The 13,640-nt window shown below is 64.0% G+C and carries 15 protein-coding genes and 1 tRNA gene; 7 read left to right on the top strand and 9 right to left on the bottom strand.

Features of this window, described 5'->3' with window-relative positions; all coding sequences use genetic code 11:
• Positions 1-93: 93 nt before the first annotated feature.
• Entirely contained in the window at positions 94-702 is a 609-nt protein-coding gene (locus AB0J47_RS14815) for an XRE family transcriptional regulator (protein WP_364345478.1), read from the top strand.
• Between the two features lie 186 nt (positions 703-888).
• Here AB0J47_RS14815 and AB0J47_RS14810 read toward each other — a convergent pair whose 3' ends face one another.
• Positions 889-1,827, bottom strand: a complete 939-nt coding sequence (locus AB0J47_RS14810) for an SDR family NAD(P)-dependent oxidoreductase (RefSeq protein ID WP_364345475.1) — start codon at positions 1,825-1,827, stop codon at positions 889-891.
• A 50-nt stretch (positions 1,828-1,877) separates the two neighbouring features.
• Here AB0J47_RS14810 and AB0J47_RS14805 point away from each other — a divergent pair, with 50 nt between their 5' ends.
• Positions 1,878-2,087: a hypothetical protein gene (locus tag AB0J47_RS14805; protein WP_364345473.1), complete on the top strand. Its 210-nt coding sequence runs from the start codon at positions 1,878-1,880 to the stop codon at positions 2,085-2,087.
• An 87-nt stretch (positions 2,088-2,174) separates the two neighbouring features.
• Here AB0J47_RS14805 and AB0J47_RS14800 read toward each other — a convergent pair whose 3' ends face one another.
• On the bottom strand, positions 2,175-2,492 hold the full coding sequence (locus AB0J47_RS14800) for a hypothetical protein (protein ID WP_364345471.1): 318 nt from the start codon (positions 2,490-2,492) through the stop codon (positions 2,175-2,177).
• A 90-nt stretch (positions 2,493-2,582) separates the two neighbouring features.
• On the opposite strand from AB0J47_RS14800, the gene AB0J47_RS14795 reads away from it, so the two are divergent.
• The gene (locus AB0J47_RS14795) at positions 2,583-2,825 is read left to right on the top strand and encodes a site-specific integrase (RefSeq protein WP_364345469.1); all 243 of its coding nucleotides are present in this window, start codon (positions 2,583-2,585) and stop codon (positions 2,823-2,825) included.
• A gap of 84 nt (positions 2,826-2,909) precedes the next feature.
• Here the strand turns inward: AB0J47_RS14795 and AB0J47_RS14790 are convergent, their stop codons facing one another.
• Together AB0J47_RS14790 and AB0J47_RS14785 are read right to left on the bottom strand one after the other, a co-directional pair.
• Complete coding sequence (locus tag AB0J47_RS14790; RefSeq protein ID WP_364345467.1) at positions 2,910-3,578, bottom strand: class I SAM-dependent methyltransferase; 669 nt, start codon at positions 3,576-3,578, stop codon at positions 2,910-2,912.
• A gap of 2,909 nt (positions 3,579-6,487) precedes the next feature.
• Complete coding sequence (locus AB0J47_RS14785; RefSeq protein WP_364345465.1) at positions 6,488-7,636, bottom strand: helix-turn-helix domain-containing protein; 1,149 nt, start codon at positions 7,634-7,636, stop codon at positions 6,488-6,490.
• A 158-nt stretch (positions 7,637-7,794) separates the two neighbouring features.
• Here AB0J47_RS14785 and AB0J47_RS14780 point away from each other — a divergent pair, with 158 nt between their 5' ends.
• The 3 genes from AB0J47_RS14780 to AB0J47_RS14770 all read left to right on the top strand — a co-directional run bounded on the left by AB0J47_RS14780 (position 7,795) and on the right by AB0J47_RS14770 (position 9,775).
• Positions 7,795-8,088 (top strand): hypothetical protein, encoded by a 294-nt coding sequence (locus AB0J47_RS14780; protein WP_364345463.1) that lies wholly within the window; start codon positions 7,795-7,797, stop codon positions 8,086-8,088.
• Positions 8,085-8,240: a hypothetical protein gene (locus AB0J47_RS14775; RefSeq protein ID WP_364345461.1), complete on the top strand. Its 156-nt coding sequence runs from the start codon at positions 8,085-8,087 to the stop codon at positions 8,238-8,240. Before AB0J47_RS14780 ends, AB0J47_RS14775 begins: the two co-directional genes overlap by 4 nt.
• Before the next feature lie 626 nt (positions 8,241-8,866).
• Entirely contained in the window at positions 8,867-9,775 is a 909-nt protein-coding gene (locus tag AB0J47_RS14770) for a DUF5677 domain-containing protein (protein WP_364345459.1), read from the top strand.
• Between the two features lie 440 nt (positions 9,776-10,215).
• Here the strand turns inward: AB0J47_RS14770 and AB0J47_RS14765 are convergent, their stop codons facing one another.
• Positions 10,216-10,959 carry a TetR/AcrR family transcriptional regulator gene (locus tag AB0J47_RS14765; RefSeq protein ID WP_364345457.1) on the bottom strand — a complete coding sequence of 248 codons (744 nt, stop codon included), beginning with the start codon at positions 10,957-10,959 and terminating at the stop codon, positions 10,216-10,218.
• An 85-nt stretch (positions 10,960-11,044) separates the two neighbouring features.
• Between AB0J47_RS14765 and AB0J47_RS14760 the strand changes: the two genes are divergently transcribed.
• Positions 11,045-11,908, top strand: coding sequence for an NAD(P)H-binding protein (locus AB0J47_RS14760; RefSeq protein ID WP_364345455.1), 864 nt, complete (start codon positions 11,045-11,047; stop codon positions 11,906-11,908).
• Positions 11,909-11,919: 11 nt separating this feature from the next.
• Here AB0J47_RS14760 and AB0J47_RS14755 read toward each other — a convergent pair whose 3' ends face one another.
• The 4 genes from AB0J47_RS14755 to AB0J47_RS14740 form a co-directional block, all read right to left on the bottom strand.
• The gene (locus tag AB0J47_RS14755; RefSeq protein WP_364345453.1) at positions 11,920-12,447 is read right to left on the bottom strand and encodes a hypothetical protein; all 528 of its coding nucleotides are present in this window, start codon (positions 12,445-12,447) and stop codon (positions 11,920-11,922) included.
• Between the two features lie 73 nt (positions 12,448-12,520).
• Positions 12,521-12,592, bottom strand: a tRNA-Val gene (locus tag AB0J47_RS14750).
• 32 nt (positions 12,593-12,624) lie between these two features.
• Positions 12,625-13,104: a peroxiredoxin gene (locus tag AB0J47_RS14745; RefSeq protein ID WP_364345451.1), complete on the bottom strand. Its 480-nt coding sequence runs from the start codon at positions 13,102-13,104 to the stop codon at positions 12,625-12,627.
• A gap of 71 nt (positions 13,105-13,175) precedes the next feature.
• The gene (locus tag AB0J47_RS14740) at positions 13,176-13,598 is read right to left on the bottom strand and encodes a DUF3052 domain-containing protein (RefSeq protein ID WP_040688342.1); all 423 of its coding nucleotides are present in this window, start codon (positions 13,596-13,598) and stop codon (positions 13,176-13,178) included.
• Positions 13,599-13,640: the final 42 nt, after the last annotated feature.

The raw sequence follows: 13,640 nt of genomic DNA, 5'->3' as shown, positions 1-13,640 counted from the left end.
GCGCATATCGCGTGTCTCCGATAGAAGACTATATCTTCTTTAGAAGAAATCTACACTGTGGGCAGCGAGGTACTCATCGATCGAGGAGCACGGGTGGTCGAGCAAGACGAAAACACGGCCGAACCGCAGCACAGTGACGACCTGGCCGGCGCGTTCGGCGGTAACGTGCGGCGACGCCGCGAGGAGGCGGGTCTGACGCTGGAACAGCTGTCCACACAGTCGTCGGTCAGCCGGGCGATGCTGTCCAAGGTCGAACGCGGTGAGAAGAGCCCGACGATCGGCGTCGCGTCTAGGATCGCCCACGCGCTCGACGCGTCGCTGTCGGACCTGATCGGTGGGGCAGCTGCTGCCGCGTCTGGTGTGGCCGTTGTCATGCGCAAGAACGATCGCCCCGTTTTCCGTGACCCGGAAACCGGCTTCGAGCGGCACATGGTGTCAGCGGCCCCGGGCGCGGGAGGAGCCGAGATGGTCGTCCACTACCTCCCCGCACAGGTCTCTACCGGGCTGCTGCCCGCGTATCCGCCGGGTACGGAGAAACAACTCGTGGTGCTCGAAGGCACTCTCACCGTCGCGATCGGCGGGATCAGCGAGACCCTGAACACAGGCGACTCCCTGTTCTTCCAGGCCGACGCGGACCACGGCTTCGCCAACCGAACGAACGCTCCCTGCGAATACATCATGGTCATCTCGCGCAGAACCTGATCGGCCGCAGCAGGCACATCAGAGACCACCGCGCACACCCCCAAGCGTCAGTCGTTCGCTCGGGTAGCGGCATTATGGTGCGCTCGTTCGAACGTGCACAGTCGCCGGTTTCGAACCGCGAGCTGTGTGGCATTCCGAGGCGCCCGTCATGACGATTCGGGGTATTTGGAGTTGAAACAGGGCGGGTCATGGTCGGGCCGGCGTAGACGGACAGTCGAGCGGATCGACGCCGGTGAGTGCCGAGCTGGCGGCCCACACTCCGGTGGCGGTGTCGAGGTCGGTCATATGCGCGTGGGGTGTTTCCCGATGCGGTTGTCCGCGGAGACCGAAAACCCTTGGCCCCCATAGTTGCCCGCCGGTGATCTCGGCGTCCAGAACGGCTCGGACAATGCTTTCGGCCCCCGCGTGTTTGCCGTGCAGTACAACACCTGCGGGCAGCCCGCGCAGGCGCTGGGTGGTGGTGCGCACGAACAACGGTGGCCGCGACGGGGTCAGCGAGTCCAGGGCACCGCCGGGATGGACGACAATGCTGGCGGTGCCGGCACCGCGTGCGCGCAGACGACGATCCAGTTCGAAACCGAATAGCATCTGGGCCAGTTTCGATCGCCCATAGCTGCGCTTGGGCCGGTAGTCGTACTCGGACTGCAGATCGGTGAGATCCAGCCGCTCCGACCGCGCGGCGAAGCTGCCCACCGTGATCACCCGACTGTTCGCGGCGGCCGTCAGCATCGGCGCAAGATGAGCGATTAGCGCGAAGTGCCCGAGATGGTTTGTCGCGAACATCAATTCGTGCCCCTGAGCACTCACGCGGCGATCGCGACCCGACAGCAGCACTCCGGCATTGAGCACGACCGCGTCCAGGCTATCGGCATCGAGGGCGTCCGCTGTCGCAGGCAGGGAGGACAGATCCGCCAGATCCAAGCGCACGCATCGCAGTCGTGCGCCGGGAACCTGTGCCCGGATCGCGCGCACCGCGAGGTCGCCCTTGGCGGTGTCACGGCAGCCCAGCACCACGGTGGCACCCTTGGCCGCCAGTTGCTCGGCGGTGAAATACCCGATGCCAGCGTTAGCGCCGGTAACCAGAATTGTTTTCCCCTCGGCCTGCTGGCCGCTATGCCACGTCATGCCATCGACCTTTACAGCGGGCTCTTGCACTGCCCTCACACGCCACTGGCATGCAGCCCCGCACAATTGCGTACCCCCTCGGCCCGCCGGGGTGGATCGACGCATGTCCGGAAATCAGCTACCTGATCGTGACCGCTGTGCTGTTCGTGCTCGGCACCGGGACGGTCTTTCTCAGCACCATCGCCAAAGCAGGCGATCTCGTCACCGCACCCCGAGCCATCCTCACCTTGACCGCGGTCGGCGCGCGCATCGCGCTATGAAGATCTGCGGCAGTCCCGTGTTCGGTAGATGATTAATTCCTCGACAGTCCATGAGAAGACTTCGAGCGGCTGCGGCGATGGTCTGCGTCAGACCGATTCGACGATCGCTGATTTCACCACCGCGCGGTCGACCAACTGCCTGACGCGCCTGCCCTGATCCGCTGCCACTACGGTCTTGGCTCCGGTGAACACGGGCTCGGAGAACATCGTCACCCGCAGCCCCTTCTCGACATGCAACACCAGATGATCGTTGCCCGGCGGCGTAGGGATGCGGTCGTACCGGCCGTCTTGGATATCCCGGTACATCAAATAGGCGTATGCGGCGCCTCCATCAACGAACAGCTGCGCCCGCGGGTTCGTCTCCGACATCTGGGAGATGCACTGCTGGCTTGCAAAACTAGTCATCGCGTCCTCCTAGCTCCGGAATACTGCCTATGGTCAGCCCTACCGTGAGACCGCGAGAGTCCACCGGACAGTTTGCCCTGTTCATGGCCGGTGCGGACACGAATCGGCCGTTTCAGCTCCGGCATCGCCGACTTCCCAGCCGCCGAGTTCACCCGGCGACTGGGAAAGGTCCGGCCTCACGATCTACGGCACACCTACGCGGGCCGCCTCGTACGCGCGTGGGTGCCGATCCAGCAGGTTCAAAAACTGCTTGGGCACGCGTCGCTGCGGACGACGCAGCGTTACGCGAGCCTGGCTGATAGCCAGTGGGGGAGCGTAGGCGTGCTCGGTTAGTTGTGCTGTCTCATGCGGTTGGTACCACCGACAGGCCCGTTGAGGCAGCACGCCGGTACGCGGCCGAGTGAGCCGCAGCTTCAGTCACTTACCGCTTTTGGTGGCCACACCCTGGATCAGCGGTCGAACAATCGGGGGCTCTCCGCGCCACGACGCTTCCTGTACGTCTTCGAGCTCCAGCCCGCACGCCCGGATCAGCTCGAGAGTGGCGCGGTTGCAGTGGCAGCCCTCCGCGAACCGGCGCCACGGGCCAGCGAGGCGGTCCTGCCAATAGGCAAGTCGCCGCGACTCAGAACGTACGTGCTCGAGAAACAGCAGCTGCCCGCGGGGGCGCAACACGCGCTCGATCTCCCGCAACACCGGATCAGGGTCGTCGACGGTGCATAACACGAGAGTTGAGACGACCGTATCCACGGTTTCATCCGCGAACGGCAGTTGTTCCGCCGATGCGTCGAGCACACGCGCTCGACGTCGACTGCGAAGCAGTCTCCGCGCCAACCGCGCACGCATCGCGGGCTCCGGTTCGGTGAGGATCAGCTCGTCGAGACCGTCAGGGTAGTACTCCAGGTTAAGACCGGTGCCACTGCCGAGCTCGACAGTCCGCCCCCTCGCATGGCGGAGCAAATCCCGTCGGCGAGCGCCCATACCCGCCCTCTCGCCCACCCACAGCAGAGGGTCATACAGCGCCGCGAACACCCGGGCCCACGGGTCCGAGCCCTTCACCGCTGCCGCCGGCAAGGCGCCACTGCTCACAAACTCGACGGTACGCCGGGCGGGCATCCTCACGCATGTCCAGCTCATCGAGCAGGGCGGCAGCTGCCGGAGGTTCGGCAGGGCGGCGGCAGTCAGCGGTGTGCCCTGGAGGAGGGTTTCGGTGCGTCCAAATCCGCAACAGGGTTACCTCAAGTGGCGCAGCCAGCAGCGGTGAAACCCGCCTCACCCCAAGTGCATAGGCTGTGGTCGCGGTCAGCCGTAGGGAGGCGGGTAGCGGTTGTAGGGGTAGCCACTCGGGCACAAGAAGTGCGAGCAGCCTGTGGAGTCCCCGTTTGCGACAACCGCTCTGCTGTACGGGGGACACTGGGGCCCATTAGTCGGGATGTCTTGCCCGACAAAGAGGCCGACGACCGTCCCACCACCGAACTCAGTGAGTTGACTGAATCGAATCGGAAAGTTCCCTTGGAAGGCCCGATCCAACGGAATAGCCGGTATTGTCCGCGTTCCGGTCCACTCCCACGGAACCTCGCCAATAAATTGCTGTTCGATGTTGACGAAGATAAACCGAACTCCTGAGAACGGGGAAAGTACACCAGGCGGGTCGGGCACCGGCTCCCACGAAAAACGCCATGGGCCGTTGTAGATCATGGCGGCGATATCCGGTCCGGAAGGCTGCGCGTTGATCTCGAATGCTGCCACCGGATTCACACACTCCGGTGGCCAGGTCCCGGCGTACTCTATTGCGCGATTTACGTTGGTCAGTGGCAGGTCTATGTCCCCATAACGCGCGACCCACTGCTGCGCAGCGTCCAGTGCGGAGCCCTCTGCTGGATTGCCGCGCGCTTCCACTCGAGCGAGAATTCCGGCGAGCGTTGTCGGCTCCGGCGGTTGTGCGACGCCACCCGGTGAACCGGTAATGGACGCCCCGACCATCAGGGTTGAGGCGATCACCCCCCAACAGCGACTGTGCAATAGCATTCCAACCACCCCTTGGAAGCAAACTATCAGTTAACTATCATTAGACGTCTGGTGTCAGCCCTATGCAACCAACGAGTTGGACACGTACGACAGGTCCGTAAGATTTCGGTTTTGCCTGGGATGTTGCGGAAGGCCAACTGGCCATAGCCTTCTCACTCTGCCCTTTGTGAAGCGGCTCCACTCAAGCATGGCCTGGGAACCGCTCGGCACAAGACGAATACGTATATCCTTGCCCCTTGTCGAGAGACCGTCGCCCGCCGCAACTGAGCCCGTAGTTGTGTGCCACAGGCGCCGGGGTGGCCGCATACGCGGTCTGGTTCCACAGCCGGTCACATGCACTCATCGAACCGCTGTAGCAGCCTCGAGCAAGACCCGGCCATTCAGGATTGTAATTGAAGCACTTGCAGTCCGGTATCGGGTCAGCGGCCGGAAGCGGGATCGTGGTCCGTAGCGCGTTCGATGACGTTGAGCTCGGTACAGCTGTCGGATCAGGCTTGGGCCACAAAACGACAATAGCGCCGATCGCGGCGGCCAGGAGAGGGACCGCGACGCCAACAACCCACCACCTGTGTTTGCTGTTCTCGGACATGTGAAGTTCACTCGCTTCTTTAGAGGAATTTCTCATGTATTTGCGGAAAATGGACATACGAATGATCGCGTCCAAATTCCATTTACTTTCCCGCCGCCCCGGCGACAGTGTCACCGGAGAGTAAAGGCTACTGGTCAGCCCGAGCGACCCGCATGCGATAGTGATGCCAACCATTTTCAATGGCACCCCCCATTATAGGATTTCCCGGGAGGCTCTTCATCACCCAGCCCGAACCGCGAAATCCATGCGCTCATCCTACGCCTGCAGTAGGGCCTGCGTGATCATTCCGCGGGCGCAGGAACCACCCCACCAAAACGTTCCAAAGCCAAACATATGATGCAAATGACGGGGAACGTCAGCAAGGGCGCGTTGAGGTAGGTCGTCGGTCTCGTGCCATCCGCAACCGCCGCTGCTCCGGCGTGCCCTGCGCCCCGGCCGGACCGGAGGGAATCTTCATCGAGGGCCTTGGTCCCGGCATCCAGGAAAGTCTGCTTCCACCTACCCACCGATGCCGTACTCATCCCGCGCCGCCGCGCGGCCTCTGCGGCACTCATCTCCCTGGACAGCACCGACATAGCGGTGGCCTGGCCGATTGGGAAGAGAAGGCGGAGGGCGCCCTCCGTGAAGAGCAGTATGAGGTACGAGTCAGCAGGGTGGATCTGCTCTCTGCCTGACGCACAACGAAAGCCGCCATCATCCTGAACAAGGACCCCAAACTGCCAAGGTGGTCCAGGGTCTCAGAGGGGATTAGGTTCGCGGCGGGGGAAGGTCGAGCTGTTCCAGCCGTTTCGGCAGACAATCGCGTCGTACCAGGCTGGCAGATAGCGCAAGTGCCGCTCGCGATCGCCGTCGCCTGCAGGCAACCTCAGTAGGCGCTGATGGACAGCGCTCAACAGACCTACGACTTCACTGTGGCGAAGCGCGAACCCAGCAGTGCCTACGTTTGCCCCGAGGACAGACTCCCAGCCCTTTGGCAACGGAGGTGGCTTGGGAGTTGATGACGCGGTCAAGGATTTGGTAGAGGGCGGTGGCTGGGTTGACTGCGTCCGCCATCTAGCTCCCCTTCTTGGTCCCGCAAACCGTGCCTGCTCCACGTTTGCTCCATGAAATGACCGTGGAGCAGATGTGTTGCGATAACGAAACTGGTATCTAGCTGGTAGTTCTTCGGTGGGCGCAGAGGGGTTCGAACCCCGACCGCTGGTGTGTAAAAGCGCGCCACATCGTCCAGCAGGTACCGCCCGGTCCATCCCGTCGAGGTCAGAGGCATGAGAACGTCCAGCCAGTACCGCTGTGTCCGACCCGTATCTGCCTGTCTTGGCAAGGTCTTGGCAAGTTCGGGGGTGCGCCGATCACGCCTCTGACCTGTGCGAATCTGTGGTTGCTACACGGCGTAGGTGTCGCGGAACGCTTCACGCACCATGGCCGCGTCCGCGACATCCCGGTGTTCGATACCGGAGACCACCTCGGATACGCGCCAGTAGTGGGAGGGCACCAGGTTGCCCGAGGTGACCACGGCCAGCGCCACGTCCGCCGCCTCATCAGGCTTGTCGGCGGCGACCAGCGCCAGACCCAGGTCAAGGTTCGCCATCGCGATGCGACGCGGGCGGGCGGATGCGGCCCCCGCCAAATCGGCGAGTACGTGCCGGGCGTAGGACTCCGCCGCCGGATCACCGAGCCACGCCAGCGTGGTGGCCACATAGGCATCCGATTTCGCTGGGTCGTAGCGGAAATGGTGTTCGGGTCGATCAGGCGTGCTCAGCCCGGATACCATCCTGGCGACCTTGCGCAGCGCCCCGTAGGTGCCTTTGCTGTCCCCGAGCCGCGCCAGAGCACGGCCCTCCTGAGCAGTCGCCTGGATGAACGCCGAACTGTCTTCCGGGGCAAGGGACTGCGCGGCGCGCGCTAACTCGGCCGCTGCCGTGAACTCACCGCCGGTCAGTTGCTGCCATGCCCGTGTTTCCAGGCACCATGCCGCGATCTCACGGTGTCCCGCTTCGTCCGCGAGCTTCCAGGCCAGGTGTCCGCGCGCCGCTGCGGCGGAGATTTCGCCCAAGTCGATGTGGCAGGTGCTGCCCAGCAGCGACAGCCAGCCGACCGCGACCAGCAACCGGCGGTGTTGGGTCAGGGTCTTGCGGCTGTCCATCAGGCGTCCGGCATAGCCGAGATGTTGCCGTATGCGCATGAGCAGTTCGCCCGGCGGAGTCATCGGGTATCCCGCCGCCAAGTCGTCCACCGCCAGCTCCAGGCGGTCCAAAGTGTCTCCACCGAGGTCCGACGCGGCAACCCGATGAATCCATTCCGCCGCTGCCTGCTCACCATCGGCTGGTTCGTTGAACAGCGATGAGCCGATGCCCAAGGCATCGGAGTAAGCGCGGACGTGTTCCGGTCGGATCTGGCGCTGCCCGGTCTCCAACAGGCCGAGCAATGCCTTGGAGTAGTGAGTTCGCGCCGCCAGCGCGGACAGGCTGAGCCTCGCCGCCTCGCGCGCAGCGCGCAGCCGGGCACCGGTAACGGCGTCCGACTCATCCATAAGACCAGCCTAACGTGCGTAGTCCGGCTGTAGACGGTTGTAGCCGTCGAAGTACTCCATTCCCCAAAGTCGCACGCCTAGCGTCTTTTTCAGCCCCGCCGCCGGGTGATGCGAAGTCCTCGGCGGTGGGAGCTTGCCAACGACAGGAGGGTTGCGGCATGGATGCGCTCGGCTGGATGGACCCGTGTTCGCCGGTACCCGAATGGGACTCGGCTCAAGTGCGCCGCTTGGCGCGCCGGTTGGGATACGTGCTGCGCTGGGCCGACACGGGCTCGGTACTGAGTCTGGCCGAACAGGCTGAGGCATCAGGTACCGACGTGGTGTTGCTCCCGAGTTCCGGCCATATCGACGCGGCGACACTGAATCGACTGATGGGTGCGTGCGACATCGAATGCGCCTGCCCGCGTGAGACTTTCGCCCGCTGGTCGCTCATCGACGGAGTGCGCCGATGAGTGCCGACATGTGGATCATGCTCGGGTGGGTGATCGTGTTCGGCCTGCCCCTGACCGTGGTGTTCGCGGTGATCTTCTGGCCCGAGCGCATCCCGAAAGACCGTACGGTACAGGCGATCCGGCAGCGCATCGAGGACGAAGGCGGACGGTAGGCCGCGTCGAGCTGAAGTCGGCGTCGATACCGAACTTGATGACCGTTGCCGCATATATTGGCCAATATGTGCGGTAACGGCCGATCCGCATCGATTCGCCGTCGAGCGCTTCTCGCCGCCGATGTGGAGCAGGTGACCGGCCAGGGCTCGGACTCGAGGCATGGCGAATTCGATGTCACCTTCGATATGACGCGGCAATGCCGGAGACTCCCCGAAATGCTCGATGTCCTCCGGGCTGGCGCACCGCCAGGCATTGCGCAGCCGTTCCAGGGGCGGGACACGCCGTATTCGTCGTAGATCCTGAGGCCGCACCTTTCCTGCGGTCTACAGATTCGCGGCCTAGTTGCTGATTCCTGTGTGCTGGGCGGCTCACGGTGTGTGCGTGGTGCGACGGTGTCGCGCGCCGTTCTTCGCGAGCTGACGCTCGCGCGGTCCGGCGCACGGGGCGCTGTCTGTTCCCTCCGGTATGGGCACAGGGTGCAGACGATGCGGGTTCGCGGTCTACCGGATTCAGGTGAAGCCGACTCGGCCTGTGCCTGGTGGGATTCGGATCGATACACGCGAGTCTGGCGATTCCTTCGGGGGCAAATTCCGTACGAGCACGTCATTGGGTACATGCTGGCTCTATGGCTGTGTTCGAGGACGGTGACGTCGAAGCGCGGTTGCTAGCTGTCGAAGCGTGGATCGCTGCTGGGAAGCAGGTCATCGTTATTGGGGACCTGAGCTGGGAGACGGCCTTGACCGATGTTCGCCGGATGGCGGTCAACTACATTCTTCGACGTCAACTCGAAGCCCTCGACGCCACCGTGGTGCTGGCCAAGGCTGGGCTCGGGCATTTGGCTGTCGGGTTCGTCCGGCCAGCGCTCGATGAGTTGCTGTGGATGCTGTGGGTAAAAGACCTACCACAGCAGCACGCGCAGGAACTTCTCACTGCTATGGGACGCTCCGACGGCATTCGGTCTCTAATGGCCCAGCGTGTCTATGTCGGCGACGCGGTGATGCAGGAGCTTTGGTATCCGGTGGCATTCCGGGATGCCCAGAAGAAGCAGCAGACTCTCTTGGAGGGTGTGCTGCAGGGGTTCCGCAAGCAGTACGGCTGGCAACGCGGCGTGTTGCCAAGTGCCAGTTGGGTTGCGAAGCAGAGTGGACACGAGGATCTGTACGACTACCTGCACGCCGCCGCGAGCCGTGCCCTGCACTTCTCGATGGGCGAAGTGCTTCGCCATTTCTGGGGTGATCCTCACGGGAAGTTAGGCGCACTGAAACCGGAGTTTCGCGAATACCGGGCCAGCTTCGCGCTCTACCAGCTACCCAAGCTTTTCATCGATACCGCGAGTGCCTGCGCCGACTTCTTTGAAGATGCAGGGCTCCTGTCCGGGGATGAAGCTCTACTGGAACCCTATTTTGCGGCAGGGAGGATTGTCGCCCAGTTCGCCGCTGTGCCACTCGTTGATGCCAACGAATGGAATCTGTCGCCGAGTGGGCGACAGCCTTGGCCAGACGGAAACCCTCCGGCTGGCCGCCTCGACTACTGACACTGTGGCGCTGCGCGAGGTGCGCACCCGGGGTATGGGTGTGGTGCCGTTCCTGCGGCGGTTGGTCCACGCCACGACACCGACGATCTGCTGCAACGGCCAGGTGGTGGCGCCGCCACACCGCCGATGCGTCAGATCAGGGCCGAGAGCAACAGCGCTGACAACCACTGACGTAGGGCTCGCGGGGCTAGATGACGCGCGGGCAGGCAACCGAGGCGGGCTCAACCCAGCCCGCACGGGTCCGGTACAGCCGTCCCGGCTCGGCGACGATTCGGCCTTCGACCTGGTACACGGGCCGCCAATCATCGAACACACTTTCGATGAATCCACAAACTAGTCGGTCGCAAAGGGTGGGCTGCTGTGCCGACAGGTTCTATTTGTCACATGCAGGCGCTGGTTGTCACCAGCCTTCCGGGGCGGCCTGCCGGCGCGTCGAGGGGTCAGTGTTCACCTGCGAGACGGTCGAGCCACTCTCGGAGGAGGTGTTGTTCGGCGGTGGTGAGCGTTGTTTCCTCGGGAAGGTTGGCGCGGAGGGCGCGGGCCGCGCCGGCCGCGCCGGTGTCTTGGATGGCCGGGCGTTCGTTGGTGACCGCGGTGACCATGGCCTCTCGGAGTGCGGTGAGCAGGGCCGGGTCACGGTTGGCTTCCGGGAAGGACAGCCAGGTCAGGACCGCACCCCGGCCGGTGGCGTGAATGATCCCGGCCGCAAGTTGTTCGTCGACACGCAACCAGCCACCCGCGGCGAGGCGACGGACCCGTCCGCGCAGAATTTCCAGTCCGGCCCGGAATGCGGCCGACTCGGTGCCGGCAGGTTCGCTGTACATGAGGGTGTAGAGCGCGGGGTTGGACAGACCGAACTCGACCGCAAGGTCCCACCCGGCCCGAAGGTCTTCGATGGGATCCACGGGGTCGGGGTCGACGTGTTTGCCGGCGACGAATTTCGCGAAACCGTACTCCGCCACCGCTTCCAGCAGCCCGTCCTTGTCACCGAACAGCCGGTAGATCGCCGGTGGCTGCAACCCTGCCAGGTCGGCGACTGCGCGAGTTGTCACCGCATCGCGACCCGCGCGCTCCAGCAGGTCGGCGGCGGCTTCGATGACGCGTTGCCGGTGTTGTTCGCGAGTCGACGCCGTGCCGTCGGGTCCGACGGTGGCGTCGTTCCTGTGTGGCGTGGGCGATGTCATGAATTAACGATATCGCTTGACTGTTTCCAGCGGAAGTATCACTGTTAACGTATTATCGTTTCCGTTGGAATCAAGGAGTAAAGGCATGATCATCGTGACCGGAGCCACCGGGCAGCTGGGCCGTCGGATTGTCGAGAGTCTGCTGACGCGAGTGCCCGCCGACCAGGTGGGTGTGAGCGTCCGCGACCCGCGAAAGGCGCAGGACTTGGCCGACCGCGGAGTACGGGTGCGACAGGGCAGCTTCACCGACCCGGGCAGCCTGTCCCACGCTTTCGAGGGCGCCAGCCAGGTGCTCCTCGTCTCGGTCGACAAGCTCGGCGCGGAGGCCATCCGACAGCACCGGGCTGCCATCGAAGCAGCCGCCGCTGCAGGCGCACGCCGCGTCCTCTACACCAGCCATATGGGTGCCAGCCCGGACTCGCGGTTCGAGCCCTGTCGCGACCACGCCACCGACGAGGAAGTACTGCAGGCCTGCGGTGTTCCGTTCACCTCGCTCCGCAACGGGTTCTACGCTGCCAGTGCAGTGCGGTTCTTCGGGCGGGCAGCCGAGACCGGAGAGCTCGTGTTGCCCGCGGATGGGGCGGTGAGCTGGACCGCACACGTCGACCTCGCCGACGCGGCCGCGGCGATCCTTACCGAGGAAGGTCGATTCGACGGTCCCACACCGCCATTGACCGCAGCGCAGGCCATCGATTTCGACGAAATTGCCGCCCTCGCGGCCGCGCTCACGGGCCGAACCATCAAGCGCATCACCGTATCCGACGAGGAATTCCGGCACCAGATGCTGGGCTATGGCGTCCCGGCCGCGCAGGCGGACATGATGGTGGATATCTTCGCTGCTAGCCGGGCCGGTGAATTCGCCACGGTCGACCCGACGTTGGCGCAGTTGATCGGCCGCGAGCCGACCGGTTTCGACGCGGTTCTGCGCGAGGCGCTGTTGGCGAGCTGAGCGCTCGGCGCTCAGGCGGTGAGTCCGGCGTATACGCGGATAGTGGGGTCGAGGATTAGATGCGTTGCCGCCGCTGGCGGCATCAAAACACGCCCGTTCTTGACGGCCTCGCCGACTTTGGCCGCGAGATCTCCCGTCAGTCCGTGAACGAACTGCTTCTCGAAGGTGCCGATTCGGGAAAACAGTGCCGCGTCGTCGAACTGAGCGAAGGCGGTGCAGACGAATTCGAGGGTGGGCCGCAACGCGTGATTGGCGAGCAGCTTATTGCGGCGCTGCTCATCGAGGTGCTCGACATCGATGCTGCTCGCGGTAATGCACTGTGGCCCGAGGTCGTGGGTCATCGTCTTCAGGAACGCCTCGTACTGTTCATCAGAGCTGAACCATGGCGGTCGCTGCCGTGGAATCCCGCCAGGCCATCCGGTACCGACGCCGTCGGAGGTGAGTCGCGGTTGGTCGAACACTTCGGAACCCACCCCAATCTGCCGCCCAGGTCCGCGCGCGGCCGGAGCCCCGGTCAGGAGGGGCGTGTCCTGCTCCATGTTTGCTCCACGGAGCCAGCGTGGAGCAAAGGACGGTAGGCGTTAAAAAGTTTCCTACCTGCATCTTCTTCGGTGGGCGCAGAGGGGTTCGAACCCCCGACCGCTGGTGTGTAAAACCAGAGCTCTACCACTGAGCTATACGCCCGGGATCCGTCGGTGGGTGACCGACGGGCCGGTCTAGGACTCTAGCGCGGCGAGCGCTTTCTCCCAAGCCGCCTGGTCACGGGGCTCTCCGGGGCCGTTCATTTCGGCGAAGCGGATGATGCCGTCGCGGTCTACGACGAAGGTGCCGCGGTTGGGGTAGCCGGATTTCTGGTTGAAGACGCCGTAGGACTGGGCTACGGCGCCGTGCGGCCAGAAGTCGGACAGCAGCGGGAAGATGTAGCCCTGTTCGGCCGCCCAGATCTTGTGGGTGGGCGGCGGGCCGACCGAGATGGCGAGGATTTCCGCGGCGTCGTTCTGGAATTTGGGTAACTCGTCGCGAACCTTGCACAGCTCGCCCTGGCAGATGCCGGTGAAGGCGAGCGGATAGAACACGATCAGCACGTTCTTCTTGCCGCGGTAGTCCGAGAGCGTGACGTCCTGGTTGTTTTGATCCTTGAGTGTGAAATCCGGCGCGAGCGTGCCGATTTCCAGCGGGCCGAGCTCGACTGGCATCACTGATCCTCCATCGTGTCGGGCTTCACCGGGCGGTGAAACACCGCCCGGCGAAACCATAGCGAAAGCGGTCAGCGCTGTTTCGAGGGTGCCTTGGGCTGCACGAGTCGGCTGCCGGACCAGGCACCGAGGCTGATCGCCGATGTTTGCGTCAAACCCGCCGTGGGTGCCGCTTCGGCGATATCGCTCGGATCGACATGACCAGGTTGCCCGGTCTTGGGAGTGAGCACCCAAATGAAGCCTTCGTCGGCCAGCGGACTGATGACTTCCATCAGTTCATCCGCTAGATCGCCGTCGCCTTCTCGCCACCACAGCAGGACAGCGTCGACTACCTCGTCGGAGTCTTCGTCGACCATCTCCCCACCGCTGGCCTCTTCAACGTCGGCCCTCAGGTCGTCGTCGGTGTCCTCGTCCCAGCCCAGCTCCTGGACAACCATGCCGTGTGTAATGCCAAGCTTCTGAGCGTAGTTCTGCGCGTCCGCCGCGGCGACCACGGTGGTGTCCTCCTCAACTCCAGACAATAGGTAGTTGCAAGC

This window comes from Nocardia sp. NPDC049737 (genome assembly GCF_040674755.1).
Lineage (GTDB): Bacteria > Actinomycetota > Actinomycetes > Mycobacteriales > Mycobacteriaceae > Nocardia.
The sequence above is the reverse complement of the archived record's forward strand: the minus strand, read 5'-3'. Positions and strand labels throughout refer to the sequence as shown.

What these genes read in the sequence shown, in the direction of transcription:
- AB0J47_RS14810 (WP_364345475.1), bottom strand. Translation starts at nt 1,827, where the DNA reads ATGACGTGGCATAGCGGCCAGCAGGCCGAGGGGAAAACAATTCTGGTT.
- AB0J47_RS14805 (WP_364345473.1), top strand. Translation starts at nt 1,878, where the DNA reads ATGCAGCCCCGCACAATTGCGTACCCCCTCGGCCCGCCGGGGTGGATC.
- AB0J47_RS14800 (WP_364345471.1), bottom strand. Translation starts at nt 2,492, where the DNA reads ATGACTAGTTTTGCAAGCCAGCAGTGCATCTCCCAGATGTCGGAGACG.
- AB0J47_RS14785 (WP_364345465.1), bottom strand. Translation starts at nt 7,636, where the DNA reads ATGGATGAGTCGGACGCCGTTACCGGTGCCCGGCTGCGCGCTGCGCGC.
- AB0J47_RS14780 (WP_364345463.1), top strand. Translation starts at nt 7,795, where the DNA reads ATGGATGCGCTCGGCTGGATGGACCCGTGTTCGCCGGTACCCGAATGG.
- AB0J47_RS14775 (WP_364345461.1), top strand. Translation starts at nt 8,085, where the DNA reads ATGAGTGCCGACATGTGGATCATGCTCGGGTGGGTGATCGTGTTCGGC.
- AB0J47_RS14770 (WP_364345459.1), top strand. Translation starts at nt 8,867, where the DNA reads ATGGCTGTGTTCGAGGACGGTGACGTCGAAGCGCGGTTGCTAGCTGTC.
- AB0J47_RS14765 (WP_364345457.1), bottom strand. Translation starts at nt 10,959, where the DNA reads ATGACATCGCCCACGCCACACAGGAACGACGCCACCGTCGGACCCGAC.
- AB0J47_RS14760 (WP_364345455.1), top strand. Translation starts at nt 11,045, where the DNA reads ATGATCATCGTGACCGGAGCCACCGGGCAGCTGGGCCGTCGGATTGTC.
- AB0J47_RS14755 (WP_364345453.1), bottom strand. Translation starts at nt 12,447, where the DNA reads ATGGAGCAGGACACGCCCCTCCTGACCGGGGCTCCGGCCGCGCGCGGA.
- AB0J47_RS14745 (WP_364345451.1), bottom strand. Translation starts at nt 13,104, where the DNA reads ATGCCAGTCGAGCTCGGCCCGCTGGAAATCGGCACGCTCGCGCCGGAT.